Source organism: Mesorhizobium sp. M1A.F.Ca.ET.072.01.1.1 (assembly GCF_004023325.1).
GTDB lineage: Bacteria > Pseudomonadota > Alphaproteobacteria > Rhizobiales > Rhizobiaceae > Mesorhizobium.
The window spans coordinates 1-12,820 of record NZ_RZSF01000192.1 but is presented as its reverse complement, the minus strand read 5'-3'; the positions used below and the strand labels follow the sequence as shown (position 1 = coordinate 12,820).

The 12,820-nt window shown below is 62.5% G+C and carries 21 protein-coding genes; 9 read left to right on the top strand and 12 right to left on the bottom strand.

Annotated elements, in window-relative coordinates; genetic code table 11:
* Both EOA32_RS23475 and EOA32_RS23470 read left to right on the top strand, forming a co-directional pair.
* A partial coding sequence (locus EOA32_RS23475; RefSeq protein ID WP_145971338.1) for a flavodoxin family protein occupies positions 1-1,029 on the top strand: 1,029 nt, incomplete at its 5' end.
* A gap of 32 nt (positions 1,030-1,061) precedes the next feature.
* Positions 1,062-2,063, top strand: a complete 1,002-nt coding sequence (locus EOA32_RS23470; RefSeq protein ID WP_128373000.1) for a YihY/virulence factor BrkB family protein — start codon at positions 1,062-1,064, stop codon at positions 2,061-2,063.
* Here the strand turns inward: EOA32_RS23470 and EOA32_RS23465 are convergent.
* The 4 genes from EOA32_RS23465 to EOA32_RS23445 form a co-directional block, all read right to left on the bottom strand.
* Complete coding sequence (locus EOA32_RS23465; RefSeq protein ID WP_128372999.1) at positions 1,959-2,348, bottom strand: hypothetical protein; 390 nt, start codon at positions 2,346-2,348, stop codon at positions 1,959-1,961. The genes EOA32_RS23470 and EOA32_RS23465 overlap by 105 nt on opposite strands.
* Positions 2,349-2,676: 328 nt before the next feature.
* Positions 2,677-2,856, bottom strand: a complete 180-nt coding sequence (locus EOA32_RS23460; protein ID WP_095778273.1) for a hypothetical protein — start codon at positions 2,854-2,856, stop codon at positions 2,677-2,679.
* A gap of 102 nt (positions 2,857-2,958) precedes the next feature.
* Positions 2,959-3,156 carry a hypothetical protein gene (locus EOA32_RS23455; protein WP_128372998.1) on the bottom strand — a complete coding sequence of 66 codons (198 nt, stop codon included), beginning with the start codon at positions 3,154-3,156 and terminating at the stop codon, positions 2,959-2,961.
* A 574-nt stretch (positions 3,157-3,730) separates the two neighbouring features.
* Positions 3,731-3,934: a CsbD family protein gene (locus EOA32_RS23445; protein ID WP_066999415.1), complete on the bottom strand. Its 204-nt coding sequence runs from the start codon at positions 3,932-3,934 to the stop codon at positions 3,731-3,733.
* 219 nt (positions 3,935-4,153) lie between these two features.
* On the opposite strand from EOA32_RS23445, the gene EOA32_RS23440 reads away from it, so the two are divergent.
* Positions 4,154-4,564 carry an HD domain-containing protein gene (locus EOA32_RS23440; RefSeq protein WP_067325217.1) on the top strand — a complete coding sequence of 137 codons (411 nt, stop codon included), beginning with the start codon at positions 4,154-4,156 and terminating at the stop codon, positions 4,562-4,564.
* Positions 4,565-4,575: 11 nt separating this feature from the next.
* On the opposite strand, the gene EOA32_RS23435 is transcribed toward EOA32_RS23440, so the two are convergent.
* A complete protein-coding gene (locus EOA32_RS23435; protein WP_128372997.1) occupies positions 4,576-5,055 on the bottom strand; it encodes a hypothetical protein in 480 nt (159 codons plus the stop codon).
* Positions 5,056-5,183: 128 nt separating this feature from the next.
* On the opposite strand from EOA32_RS23435, the gene EOA32_RS23430 reads away from it, so the two are divergent.
* The 3 genes from EOA32_RS23430 to EOA32_RS23420 all read left to right on the top strand — a co-directional run bounded on the left by EOA32_RS23430 (position 5,184) and on the right by EOA32_RS23420 (position 7,055).
* Complete coding sequence (locus tag EOA32_RS23430) at positions 5,184-5,429, top strand: hypothetical protein (RefSeq protein ID WP_067325210.1); 246 nt, start codon at positions 5,184-5,186, stop codon at positions 5,427-5,429.
* A gap of 32 nt (positions 5,430-5,461) precedes the next feature.
* Positions 5,462-6,520 (top strand): PAS domain S-box protein, encoded by a 1,059-nt coding sequence (locus EOA32_RS23425; protein ID WP_245499361.1) that lies wholly within the window; start codon positions 5,462-5,464, stop codon positions 6,518-6,520.
* Positions 6,521-6,695: 175 nt separating this feature from the next.
* Entirely contained in the window at positions 6,696-7,055 is a 360-nt protein-coding gene (locus tag EOA32_RS23420; RefSeq protein ID WP_066999436.1) for an SPW repeat protein, read from the top strand.
* 365 nt (positions 7,056-7,420) lie between these two features.
* On the opposite strand, the gene EOA32_RS23415 is transcribed toward EOA32_RS23420, so the two are convergent.
* The 3 genes from EOA32_RS23415 to EOA32_RS23405 all read right to left on the bottom strand — a co-directional run bounded on the left by EOA32_RS23415 (position 7,421) and on the right by EOA32_RS23405 (position 8,565).
* Positions 7,421-7,774 (bottom strand): BrnA antitoxin family protein, encoded by a 354-nt coding sequence (locus tag EOA32_RS23415; RefSeq protein WP_245499360.1) that lies wholly within the window; start codon positions 7,772-7,774, stop codon positions 7,421-7,423.
* Positions 7,758-8,027, bottom strand: coding sequence for a BrnT family toxin (locus tag EOA32_RS23410; RefSeq protein WP_128372996.1), 270 nt, complete (start codon positions 8,025-8,027; stop codon positions 7,758-7,760). Before EOA32_RS23410 ends, EOA32_RS23415 begins: the two co-directional genes overlap by 17 nt.
* Positions 8,028-8,094: 67 nt before the next feature.
* The gene (locus tag EOA32_RS23405) at positions 8,095-8,565 is read right to left on the bottom strand and encodes an Lrp/AsnC family transcriptional regulator (protein ID WP_128372995.1); all 471 of its coding nucleotides are present in this window, start codon (positions 8,563-8,565) and stop codon (positions 8,095-8,097) included.
* 141 nt (positions 8,566-8,706) lie between these two features.
* Between EOA32_RS23405 and EOA32_RS23400 the strand changes: the two genes are divergently transcribed.
* Entirely contained in the window at positions 8,707-9,462 is a 756-nt protein-coding gene (locus EOA32_RS23400; protein ID WP_128372994.1) for a tryptophan 2,3-dioxygenase family protein, read from the top strand.
* Positions 9,463-9,731: 269 nt separating this feature from the next.
* Positions 9,732-10,151, top strand: a complete 420-nt coding sequence (locus EOA32_RS23395; RefSeq protein WP_128372993.1) for a DoxX family protein — start codon at positions 9,732-9,734, stop codon at positions 10,149-10,151.
* A 12-nt stretch (positions 10,152-10,163) separates the two neighbouring features.
* Here the strand turns inward: EOA32_RS23395 and EOA32_RS23390 are convergent, their stop codons facing one another.
* The 4 genes from EOA32_RS23390 to EOA32_RS23375 all read right to left on the bottom strand — a co-directional run bounded on the left by EOA32_RS23390 (position 10,164) and on the right by EOA32_RS23375 (position 11,977).
* A complete protein-coding gene (locus tag EOA32_RS23390) occupies positions 10,164-10,469 on the bottom strand; it encodes a hypothetical protein (RefSeq protein ID WP_066999393.1) in 306 nt (101 codons plus the stop codon).
* Positions 10,470-10,533: 64 nt separating this feature from the next.
* Positions 10,534-10,803, bottom strand: a complete 270-nt coding sequence (locus EOA32_RS23385; protein ID WP_095778279.1) for a hypothetical protein — start codon at positions 10,801-10,803, stop codon at positions 10,534-10,536.
* A 168-nt stretch (positions 10,804-10,971) separates the two neighbouring features.
* Positions 10,972-11,517, bottom strand: a complete 546-nt coding sequence (locus tag EOA32_RS23380; RefSeq protein ID WP_095802599.1) for a hypothetical protein — start codon at positions 11,515-11,517, stop codon at positions 10,972-10,974.
* 139 nt (positions 11,518-11,656) lie between these two features.
* On the bottom strand, positions 11,657-11,977 hold the full coding sequence (locus tag EOA32_RS23375; RefSeq protein ID WP_066999384.1) for a hypothetical protein: 321 nt from the start codon (positions 11,975-11,977) through the stop codon (positions 11,657-11,659).
* 471 nt (positions 11,978-12,448) lie between these two features.
* On the opposite strand from EOA32_RS23375, the gene EOA32_RS23370 reads away from it, so the two are divergent.
* A partial coding sequence (locus EOA32_RS23370) for a hypothetical protein (RefSeq protein WP_128372992.1) occupies positions 12,449-12,820 on the top strand: 372 nt, incomplete at its 3' end.

The window sequence follows — 12,820 nt, the reverse complement described above, 5'->3', positions numbered from 1 at the left end:
AGCGAATTCAAGGCACGCTATCTGAGACAATTCTACGATCCGGCCTTTCAGCCGGAGGCGGATGCCATTGGCAGGCTGGCCGAAATCGCCTGGCAGGCCTACAGCGAAGAACGCAAGGCACCGATCACCAGAAAGGCGGGACAGGGCTTCCACGATCCGGACTATGATCTCTCCGTCGACTGGTTCGCCGCGCACGAAGCGGTCGAAGCGGCACAGCGCCGCTACGAGGACAAGACCGCGCCGTGCCGCATCCTGCTCATAAACGGCTCCTCGCGCAGCGAGCACACCTGTCCGGGCGAAATGTCGAAGAGCTTCCGCCTTGTCGAGTTGGCGCGCAGCGCCATTGCAGCAAGACCGGGCTTTGCTATCGAGGTTCTCGACCTCGCGCGGCTCGCCTCCGAATACGGCCGCAGGATCTTTCCCTGCAAGGCGTGCTTCTCGACCGCGGCCGCGCTCTGCCATTGGCCATGCTCCTGCTACCCCAATCATTCGCTCGGGCAGGTCAATGACTGGATGAACGACATCTACCCGCTCTGGGTCGAGGCGCATGGCGTCATGATCGTCACGCCGGTCAACTGGTACCATTCCTCCTCGCCGGTGAAGCTGATGATGGACCGGCTTGTCTGCGCCGACGGCGGCAATCCCGATCCTTCGTTGACGCAGGGCAAGGATGCCGCGCTCGCCAAGAAGGTCGAGCTTGCCGGCTGGGACTATCCGCGCCATCTCGCCGGCCGGCTGTTCTCCGTCATCGTGCATGGCGACACCGAAGGTGCCGGAAGGGTGCGTCACAGCCTCGCCGACTGGCTGCGCTCGATGAAGCTCGATCCGGTGGGCGAGGCTGCCGAGCTCGACCGCTACATTGGCTACTGGAAGCCTTATGCGACGAGCCATGACGAGCTCGACGCCGACCATGCCGTGCAGAGGGAAGTCCGCAATGCCGCGCTGGCGCTCGCGGAAGCCGTCGAGAAGCGTCGCGCGGGTTCGTTCCAGACCATCGGAGCCGGGCTCGAGGATCCGCGCCCCAAATAGCCGACGAGGAGAAGCAGCCGACGGGGAGAAAGATGCAGCGCTGGTTCCAGGAAGCCTGGGTTGTGCTGAAAGAGAGCATCACCGGCTATGTCAACGACAATGCGCTGAGCCATGGCGCGGCGATGGCCTTCTACGCCACGACCTCGCTGGCGCCGATCCTTCTGATCGTGGTAGCGATCGCGGGCGTCGTCATCGGCAACGACGCCGCGCAGCTCGCGCTTTCGGCTGAGTTCGCGGGGGTGATGGGACCGCAGAGCGCCGAACTGCTCACGGCGGTGATCGAGACCGCCGCGCATCGCGGGTCCAGCACGCTGGCCACCCTCATCGGGCTGATCACGCTGCTTGTCACCGCCTCCGGCGTCTTCGGAGAGATGCAGCAGTCGTTGAACGAGATATGGAAGGTCAAGCCCAGCGGCGTTTCGCTTTCGCGCCTAGTGCGGGCGAGGGCGGCAAGCCTCGGGCTGGTGGCAGCTCTTGGCTTCATGCTTCTGGTGTCGCTCGCCGCAAGCACGGCGATCTCGGCGCTGAGCGAGGTCATCAACCAGCACCTGCCGTTCGGCGAGCTGATCGTGAGCGCGATCAACACCATCGTCTCCTTCGTGCTGATCGCGCTGCTCTTCGCGGCGATCTACAAGGTCCTGCCGGACCGCAGGCTCAAATGGCGCGACGTCGGCGTCGGTTCCATCGTCACCGCGCTGCTCTTCACCATCGGCAAGTCGCTGATCGGCTGGTACATCGGCACCAGCGCCATCGGCACGTCCTATGGCGCCGCCGGCGCGCTGATGGTCGTGCTGGTCTGGGTTTACTATTCGGCACAGATTTTCCTCTTCGGTGCCGAGATCACCCGCGCCTATTCGGTGCGAAGCGGCAGCCGGCAGGATCTCGCGCCGGTGGTCGCGGCCAACGGTGAAACGGCAAGGTCAGGCAGGTCACCGCAACCGGGCGTGCCGGACGGCGAGGTCGTCAGATGGATCGTCCTCAGCAGCCTGATCACGGTGCTGGTTTCGGAGTTCCGGCGCTGGCGGCAGGGGTGACGATGCTGGCCGCCGGTTCGACGGTTGGCCGTTCTCTGCCTGTCGTCCCTGCTGACGCTTTGCGACTTCGTAGGAAAGCCAGCGGCAGAACATCCCGATGATCGAGGTGGCGGCGCCGCCAAGCAGGCAGGCAATCAGCAACGGATTTTGCGAAACGTGCTTCCAACTGACGATCGCCAGCAGCATCACGCTTACCGTTGAGATCGAATAGCCTATGCCCTTGAGCAGATGCAGCGACGATATGGTCATCCCGGCCCGCCTTTCAGGTGCAACAATCAGCGGCAACCAAAGTTCCATGCACCCAGTGCCAGGCGCTTGGCAGCGGTTTCGCCGCTGTGTGCGAGCCGTTGAAACCTTGTCCAGCCGAATGCGTTGCCTCACGTATCAATCGCGGGAGGGAGTCGTCACGATGCCAAAGACAGGGCCAGGTTGGGAGCAGGCCTATCAACCGCTCGAATTCGCCCAAAAGCACGGCCTGACCCTGAGGCAGGCTGAGATCGTCATCCAGACCAATGGACCGTCCAAATACAAATGCGATCTGGCGGCTCCGATTTTTCTCAAGGCGCTGAAGCAGCTCGCAAAGAATCGCGGGACGCCTGGCCGGCAGACAGCATCAGTGTCGGCTTTTGAGGAACCGGGCTTCGCGCAGCAGCGAAGGCCAGTCGGTTCCGATTAGCTTGATCAACTCAAGGGCATCGTTTTCCGAAATGTCCGCGTCCTTTGCCAATCGGTGGGCGAGCATTTGGACATCGGCCTCCGTTTGCTGCACCTGCTTTCCATCATTTCCAACCATAGCGCGCCTCCTCTCAGACAAGAACTTTCGAGGTGGCCGTATGTTTCATTTTGGCGGCAGGAGGCAGGCCGCTGGCGAACCTAAAGTTCGCGCAGGCTTGCGCTACTTGCGTTTGGCCTTGAGCTTTTGACTCAATTCGACCGGATCGCGGCAGCCGTTCTCAAACAAAATCAGCGCGTGCCTTGCCGCATGAAGCCGCTCCTCACTGTCCGACGGTATGCGAAATGTGCGGCAGTAGTCGTCGAGAGCGGCTGCGAGGATGACCAAATCCTCGGGGTTGAGGAAACCCGGAAAAACCATTGCTCTCCCTCCCGTTGACAGGTGAAAGTGAAAGCGTGGTCCGCGCTTACAAACGCTGGCCTGGGTTTGGGAGTTGCGGATAAGCGCTGGCGGCGGGGTCACATGTTGTGTCAACCTGCCATCAAGCGGAACTTTCTCGCGTCACGGACGGAGCGGTTTGGAACCCGGCTTTGCCGCCGAGCACAGCACTGTGCCGATTCTGGCCGAAGTCCGCTGCGGGTTCGAGAAAGATGGTATCCGATCGCCCGAGGCGATGGCGCCTAGCGCTTCCGCTTTCCGGCGCCGGAAGGCTTAGGCCCCACAGTCACGAGCGCCTCGCGCATTATCCGCAGGGCTTCATCGGGGGTAAGGCCGCATTTGCGGGCAAAATAAATCGCTTCGGAAGCCTCCGATCGCGAGGCTGCGGCGATAACGGACAAGGCCGGTCTCGATTTCTTCTTGGCCATCGGTTCACCGTGCCGCGAATCGCTTAGTCAACTAATATAACGTCCCTGTTCTGAAATCAAAATTTCTGGCTTTCGACGCCGCAGCCCCCGATCGGGGCTGCGGGCTCAATTTTATCCGGCGGCGGATCTTACCAGCCTTGGCGACTCGCCCAGTCGTCGATGTCGCGGCGGATGCGATCCTTCTCGATGCCGTAGCGCTCTTGGATCTTGCCTTCGAGCTGCTCGCGGTTGCCGGCGATGCGGTCGAGGTCGTCATCGGTGAGCTTGCCCCACTGTTCCTTCACCTTGCCCTTGACCTGCTTCCAGTTACCTTCGACGCGGTTCCAATCCATGGTGCAGACCTCCTTTGTGTTTGCGTAAATGCTAACGACTGCGCGGGCCGCGGGTTCCTGTTTTTCGGCCGGACACGAGGGAACATTTGAACGCTGCTCATGTTCTGCCGCAGTATGGCGCGCCGTCCCCTGCAAGGCGTGCCGGCGGACCGGGTCGGGACCCAATCCTGCCCGTCTCGTTGTCCCGTTGGGGCGGGCTTCCAATAGATCGAGGAGATCATGCTTTACCAGGCAGCGAAGATCGCCGAAGAGGCCCATCGCGGCCAGAAAGACAAGACCGGCCGTCCCTTTATCGAACATCTGAGACGCGTCGCCGATGCGGTCGAAACGCTTGACGAGAAAACCGTCGCCTACCTGCACGACGTGGTCGAGAAAGGCGAGGGGTGGACGCTCGATCGGCTCGAGGCCGAGGGCTTCGGCTTTCCGGTCGTCGCTGCCGTTGACGCGCTGACGAAAAGAATGGACGAAAGCGAGCACGACTTTGTCTGCCGTGCGGCGTCCAACGAGCTTGCGCTGCCTGTCAAGCAGGCGGACCTCAAGGACAATCTCTGGCAGGCGCACCAAGCGGGCATCGACCCCGAGAAGTACGAGAACGGACTGCGCCTGCTCGACGAGTTGACCAGCGAGTGACTGGAATTGCCCTAGCCCTTGTCGCTCACCTGCAGCAGATCCGCCGACTCGGGTGAAAGAAGCGAGCGTTCTCGCAACGCCTTTTCCAGGTCGTTGCGGCTGTCAGCCGGGCAGGCGTCGGGCAGGTCGAGCGCCGTCAGCGCCTCTTCGTCGAATTCGATGGCCCCGCCATAGAGCTGAGCCACCTGCATCACCAGACTCTCGATATCCTCGCGGGCAATGTTCTCGCCGAGATTCATCAGCCTGATTTCTTCCGACAATTGGATGATGTTGACGATGCCGTTTTGCCGCAAAGCCCGCTGGACCTTGTGGTGAGCGTCGTTGCGCAACCGGTCGGAAAATCCTCGTAACATCGGAAAAACCTCCTTTCGCGGCGGTTCATCCCTCTGCCGGCGATAATGCGCCGACCTCGCTCGGTTGGCAACTAAAAAATGGAAAAGCTGCAAAAAAATCAACAAGTTAGCATAGACCGGCAAATGCGGTGTAGCCATATCGTTAGCACCGCCAGCGTCCCCCGCCTTTGTTGTCTCGCCTGACCTTGACGTCTTTTGAGCCGAATCCTACTTTTACTGGCAGTGAGTGACATACTCATTCGTGTCATGACCTGCGGGAGGCTAGGGTGGTTGAATTGGAGCGGCCGCAAAGGCTGCAGATCATGTTGACGGAAGAGGAACTCGCGGCAGTCGAGAACTGGCGCTTCGAGAAACGCATGCCGAGCCGCTCGGCCGCCGTGCGCGAGCTTCTGCGAAGGGGCCTCGCATCCGAAGGTTTCCTGACCGCCGAGACCGGCATGAAGTCGCAGGATTTCGGCGTGCTGGATCCAGCAAAGGGGAATGGCGAAAATCCTGACCCCTCCAAGGCTTAGCCGCTTGCTATGAGATTCGGCCGCGCTAACTAATGCCCATGGTGACATCCGGGGGCAGGGAATTTGAAGATGCCAGCGCCAATGCGCGTCTGGCCGCCATTGTCGATTCTTCCTTCGATGCGATCATCGGCAAGGATCTGAACAGCATCATCACCGACTGGAACCGCGCGGCAGAACGCATGTTCGGCTACAGCGCGGAGGAAGCTATCGGCCAATCGATGCTGCTCCTTATCCCCGAGCATATGCACGATGAGGAGACCGACATTATCAGCCGCATCCGCCGGGGCGAGGGCGTGGCAAATCTCGACACGATGCGAAAGCGCAAGGACGGCTCGCTCGTTGCCGTTTCGGTAACGGTGTCGCCGATCAGGAGCCTTGCGGGCGAGATCGTCGGCGCCTCCACGATCGCGCGCGACATCACCGCCGCCAGGGAAAATGAGCGCCGCATCCGGCTCCTGATGCGCGAGGTCAACCACCGTGTGAAGAACCAGTTCGCGGTGATCCTGTCGATGGTCAGGGAAACCAACAAGCGTTCTGCCAGCCCCAGCGAGTTCGAGGAGATGATCCGGGCCCGGATCATGGCGCTGTCGCGCTCGCACGATCTGCTGGTCACCTCGGAATGGGCAGGCGCCAGTCTCTTCGACCTGATCCAGGAACATCTGAAACCGTTCGGTCATGAGGAGCGCATCTCGCTTTCCGGCCCGCTTTTGACGCTGCAGTCGAATGCCGTGCAGAATCTCGGCATGGCCTTCCACGAGCTTGGCACCAACTCGTCGAAATATGGCGCGTTGGCGGGCGAGGGCGGGCACGTCGAGATCACCTGGACGGTCGAGACCGGCCCGAAGGCCCAGCGCCACTTTCACCTTGTCTGGCAGGAGAGGTCGAATGGCCATGCCAATGGCGAGCTAGACGAGACGGCGCGCAAGGGTTTTGGCACCGTGGTGCTGCAGCGGGTGGCCCCGCAGTCGCTCAGCGGCTCTTCCAGTCTCGAGCGCTCGTCCGGTGCGTTGAAATGGTCGCTGACGGCACCGCTCGAGGCCATTGTCATGCCACAGCTGGGCGCTGAGAGCGGAAGCGACTTTTACGGATGAGGGCCCGTTCCGGAAATCGAAGGCATTTGCCGTAAGGGGCTTGAGCGGCGCGCAATACGGCTACCGGGGAAGGTTCCCTTGTCGCTCCGTAAAAATGTATTACATCATGTAACATAGCGTGCGCATTGCACGCGAATGCAGTTGCTTTGGTCTGGCTTCATCGATGGAGGTTGTCATGGCAAGCAAACTGATGGAAGAAAGGAAGAGCAAGGACTGGGTTATCCTGGTCCTCGCGATCTGCCTGTTCATCTCACCCTGGGTCATCGGATTCACCGCGGCAATGATGCCCGCGTGGAACGCCTGGATTGTTGGCGTCCTGCTCGGTGCGCTGGCGCTCGCGACGCTTTCGGTGTTCGCCGAATGGGAGGAATGGGTAAATCTCGTGCTCGGGCTCTGGCTGATCGTGTCGCCCTGGCTGCTGGGCTTCGCGGCAGACAGGAACGTAATGCTCACGCACGTCATCCTTGGCGTGCTCGTGGTCGCGGCATCTGCCTGGGCCGTCTGGGACGTCCGTCATCCCCACGCGCATGCGTGAGCGGTGATTAAGGGAGCCCGCCGCGCAAGCGGCGAGCTCCTTTGAAAGACAATTCCAGGAAAAGCGTGCAGCCGGTTTTCCGACCGGAACTGCATGGAAGACCTATCGGGGCAGGGGCTTGGCGGCGGTTGCGACCTCACGCAATTGCTGCAACCGGAAACCTTTTCGTGCATTCTTGGGAATGGCACCGATGCTCCATCCCGATCAGCCTGCCAAATGCTGCTCCTATTGCGGCGGCCGCGATCACGAGTTCGAGGCGTGCCCGAAGCGCAAGGCCGACGCCGAGAAGGAAAAGCCGCTGCGGCAGCCCGAGCCGGCCGGCCTGCTTCAGACTGACCTGAGCACCGCCAACCTGCCAGGGCAATCTAGCGAGCGTGGCGCTTTAGTTTCGCGGCCTTGCGCAGATCGTCGTTCATCCGCGTCTGCCAGCCGGGACCTTGGGCGCGGTAAGCGCTGACCACATCGGGGTCGAGCTTCAGCGAAACGGCCACTTTCTTGACTTCGGCGCGCGGCCGGCCCGGCTTGCGGCGCGGCAATGTTTCCGCAGGCTGCGCATCCGGATCGGCCAACGCCGCCGCCCTGATCGCCGCATCTTCCCGTTCGGACATGCGCGAAAGCGCTGCCCGGGCGATGGCGAGGGCTTCCTCTCGGGTGCGCTTCGGCGGGATTGCTTCCCGGTGCACGAGCGCGGAGCGGGAACGACTAGAGGTTTTCGACATAACTCTCGATCTCCTTCTTCGTGGCCCGTCGCAGCGAAATCACCCGGATCGTTTCGCCGCGCTCGACATAGACCATCACACAGACTGACAGGCCGATGATCCCGGTGGCGACCAGGCGTTCCTCGCCATAGTCCGTGCTGTCGTCGATGGCGAGGACCGCGTTGGCGAAATCGAATTCCGGAGCGAGCTCGAAATCGATGCCGTGCTTGGCCTTATTGATCTTAGCCTTTGCGGCATCCCATTCGAAACGCATCGCCCCCGCCCGTCTCGACAATTAAGGTATATACCGAAATTACCTTTGATTGCAAATATTCTTGTAATCATTCCCTTAGCGCATGCGCCGCTGCATCGGCGAACGAGATGTCGCCCTTGATCTCGCGCATCGCCATCGAGGTGACGGTGCGGCGCACGCCGGGCAGCCGGCTGAGCTCCTCGCGCAGCATCCTGTCCAGCGCCCGCATGTCGACGGTGACGATCTGCAACAGATAGTCGGCCTCGCCGGTCGTGGCATAGCAACGGCGGATCAGCGGGTGCTTCCTCACCGCCGCCTCGAAGGCGTCCGACACCTCGAAGTCGATCGACACCTGGATAAAGGCCTCGATGTCGAAGCCGATCGCGGCCGGATCGATGCGGGTCGAATAGCTGCGGATGATGCCTTGATCCTCGAGCGCCTTCACCCGTTTCCAGCACGGCGTCTTGCTCAGTCCCACCTTTTCGGCCAGCTCGCCGAAGGAGATGCGCGCGTCGCGCTCGAGTGCTGACACTATCTTGCGGTCAAGGGCATCAAGCATGGTCTGTTCTCCAATGTCGCGCCAAAGACGATAATCGTGCTGCAATTCCCGTCAATTGGATAACAGAAAGGAACAATGTTCAAGCTTAAAGCGCTATCCTCGGGCCACCTGCCGAACATGCTCGCGCGAGGAGGATGAGCCATGGACAAGTCGGACTATCACGCCCGCATCGAGGCGCCCGAAATGCGCGACTACGGCGTCTATCTCAAATGCGACCAGCTGCTCGCCTGCCAGAAGCCGCTCTCGCAAATGGTCAATGCCGACGAGCTGCAGTTCCAGATCGTGCACCAGGTCGAGGAATTGTGGATGAAGCTCATCGCCTACACGCTGGTCGACGTGCTCGACTATCTGGAGAGGCAGGACACGCACCGCATCGTCACGCTGATGGGCCGCGTGCACCGGCTGGTGCGCATGATGACGGCGCAGCTCGATCTGCTGGAGACGATGTCGCCCAAGGAGTACCAGCAGATCCGCCTCGAGCTCGGTAATGGCAGCGGCCAGGAATCGCCAGGCTTCAAGCTTATCCTGCGCCTGCCGCCGGACCTCTGGCGAGCCTTCAAGCATTCCTATCTCGACGGCCGCGGGCTTTCCGTCGAGGACGTCTACGACGCTCACTACGATCATGGCGATGCTTATGTCGTGGCCGAGGCGCTGATCGAGTTCGACGAGCTGTTCCAGAAATTCCGCGCCAACCACCTCTATCTCATCCACCGCTCGATCGGTCTCGGCGCCAAGTCGCTGAAGGGCCGCCCGGTGGAGATCCTGGAAGGCGGGGCCCGCCACCGCTTCTTCCCCGAGCTCTGGGACATACGCTGCGACATGACCGACCGCTGGGGTGCGGCCAACGGCACCGTGCGCGACTCGATCAGCCACCCGCCGCAGGCGAAGGCGGGCTGAGCTTTCCTCGCCCCGCGCGAACAGGGGAGAGGTGGCGCGGCGTAGCCGCGAGGGAGAGCGCCCTCGTTGAGCGCCGAGCTTGGCTGTGGGCTCGCCGTCTGGCGCTTGGTCCCGGCGTCGCCGGCCCCTCTCCGGCCACTGCGCGGCGACCTCTCCGCCGCCTGCGGTGGGGTGAGGAAACAAGTGAAGCAAAAATTCCAGCCCCCTGTCGGAATCATTGCCCTTCCTCCGTCCTTGGGGCATCAACAGCTTCGAACCGGAGGGACAACGTGGAAACGCAATCGGCCTGGCAGACCGCCGCCATTCTCGTCGCTCGCCTGATCTTCGCCGCCGTCTTCGCGATGGCCGTGACCTTCAAGTTCATGGATATGGGCGCCACCGCCGGCTACATCGCCGCCGCCGGGTTTCCGTTCCCGCTGTTTCTCGCCTGGTGCGCGGCGATCCTGGAGGTGCTTTTGGTGATCGCCTTCCTCACCGGCGCCTTCTTCACGCCGGCGGCGCTGGTCGCGGCAGTTTATGTGATCTTCCTCGGCTTTTCATTCCACGGCCCGTCGCACTGGACCGGCAACCAGGCCGAGTTCGGCTTCTTCGTCGATCATTTCACTTTCCTCGCCGGCCTTTTCTTCGCCGCCGTGCATGGGCCGGGCAAGTTGCTCGCCGTCCGACAGGGTTGGCCGGGCCGGGCGTGAGGCGCCGCCACTTCACATCTGATCGTTATAGGGTTCCTTCATCTGCCCGACCATGCGCGCCAGCTTGGAGAAGGAAGGCATGTCCGCTTCCGGCTGGCATTGGTTGGCGAGCTCGAGCAGGCGGATCGGGAAGTTGATCGCATCGCGGTTCGACGCCGAAATCGCCTCGGACCGGTCCTCGCCCGTCTCGACGGCCTCGGCCTTGCGCAGCGCGATGTCGATCTCCTCGACCGTCAGCACCCCCTTGCGCACCAGGGTATGGTTGATTGCCGCGACGGCCATCAGCAGGCCCTCGAGTTGTAGATTGGCGACGTTCATGGCGCTTCCTCCCATTGACCTCGCTTGAAAACGCGTGAGCGGCGTTTCCGATCCGGGACCGCCTTTACGCCTCCATCAGGCGCACGCCGTATTCGGCCCAGAGCTGCTTGATCTCGCGGGCTCCCAGCGGCGGGGTCGAGCGGTCTCCATAGGAGATGGCCACGGCGCTCAGATCATATTGGCCGTCGGCCTCGGCAATGAAGCGGATGGCTTCGCCAAGCGGGCGCGAATGGAAGACCGGATCCGCCTGGCCTCGGCCAAGGCTGCGAACGCCTGAAATACCTGCTGGCGCATGCCGCATCCGAAAGACCGATGCCATGGCGGATTTGTCCATGCCCGCTCTCCGCGATTCCCCTTGGGAATGATTCCATAAGGTCCGGCTAATGACCAGCCCAACCGGGCACACCAACGACAACCCGGCACACCAACCCGCCGCTATGGAAAGGCCGGGCTCTGGGCCCGGCCTCCTTCCGCGGCCTGCGCTGGGGCGGCCGTCGGCGCTCTAGCGGGTCCAGGGGCGAGCCCAGTCGTGGTCTGCGTCCGAGTTGCGCGCCATCGCCATGCCGATCAGCAGGCCGACGAGGCCGCCGAGAACCATGGCGGTGGAAACGGTGCCGGGATTCTGCTGAACGGTTTCGGAAACGCTCTGCGCCTGGCTTCGCAACTGCCTTGCCGCGCGTGAGGCGCGATCGCTCGCGCCGCCGTAGAATTCAGAAGCTCGGTCGGCCGCGCCGCTGTAGAGGCCCGAGGCCCGGTCGGCCGCGCTCTGGTACCACCCTTGCGTCGCACTGGCGGCTTCCTCGGCCTGATCGGCAAGCGCGCGGTTGAGCCGGCTGACCTCGCGCTTCAATTCGGCGATCTGCTTCCTCATCGCCGCTTCCGAAGCGGCTGAAGATCTGGCGCTGGTACGCGAAGCGCTGCCGCTGCGGGCAGCGCTGCTGCGGCTCGGATTGCTCCGCTCTGTGCCGCCGCCCTGGGACGTCGAGCTGCCGTTGCGCGCGGCTGCTGCGTTCGTGTCCTTACCCTGGTTGGTTTCATCGTCTGCCATGGGTCTCTCCTTGCTGAACTCTGCAACGGCTCACGCCCGACCTTGCAACGGCTCACGTCCGCCATGGTTCCCTTCCAAGCAAAGGGCCGTGGAGCGGAACTCCACGGCCCTCGCGCGACGAAACTGCCGCGTCTCGTTACTACTTGCCGCAATGATTATCGTTGACCGACGGCGATGCCGTGCCAGGCGACGTGTGAGTTGCATCCGGCTGGGCGCCCTGCGGCGTCGCGGGGCAATTCCGATCGGCGTTCGAATTCATGCCGTCCGTGGTGATGCTGCCCGTCGTGCCTGTATCGGGTGCCATCTGATCAGGGGGCGGATTGGCAGGCGTGGTGGGGTCCACCGTGATGCTCTGGCCGCTGCCCGCCGTGTCGGCGGTACCGCCCGTTGCATTCTGAGCCATCGCAGCCGTAGCCAGACCGATGGTCAGAGCCGATGCCGCAAGAATCTTGATGAGCATGATCTTCTCCTTCTTGTGCGAGATCGTTTCTCTGTTCGGGAGTCTGTCGCGTCGCGACTAAGGGTGGAACCCCTCGGCCCGGAGGTGGTTCCGAGAAAAAATTTCTGGAACTTTCAGACCTGGGCCACAATTTGTCGGTGCGCGAGCGAAAGTCGCTTCCCGGCAAGGCTGCAGACAAGCAGCTAGGAAAATTTGCCTAAGAGCCTTGTCAGGTGAGGGCAGCTCTGCTATGATTTTATCCATGGTGCTGATTTGCGCCAGCGACCCGCCACCCGGCGGGTTTTTTTGTGGCTCCTCACCTTGGTGGCTTCGCCAGTTGGCGAGGCGACGGGACAGCATCCTCCTGTGGCGTGCCAGCCATATCCCCCGCAAGAAGGGGATCGATGGTCCCCCTTGCGGGCGAGATGTCCGGCAGGACAGGCGGGGCGGGAACTCGACCTTTTAGTTGAATCCATTCTGCGGAAGCTCTGCATGCCACGCTATGCCACCATCATCACCGGCGACGACGGCGCCGAAATCGTCAGCGCCATCGGCGAGTTCGCATCGTTCGGCGAGCCGCCCCGCACAGGCCGCGTCGAGGAAGTCGTGCCGGGTGTGCGCATCGGCATGGTGCGCGGCGGTCCGATCGACGCGATCGCCGGCTTCGGCTTTCCGCGCCAGGGTCTCGATCCCTCGGCTATGAGAGCCGCCGCGGCGAAGCTGAAACGAACGGAGCCGTTTTCCGGACAAGTCAATCAGCCCTCCGCCCCGAAGGTCGCCCGCGCCAAGCCGCGCAAGAAGCCGGCGCGCAAGGCCGCCAGGGCGCGTGCGGTTCGTTCCGCCGGAACGTCGGCAGCCGATGCA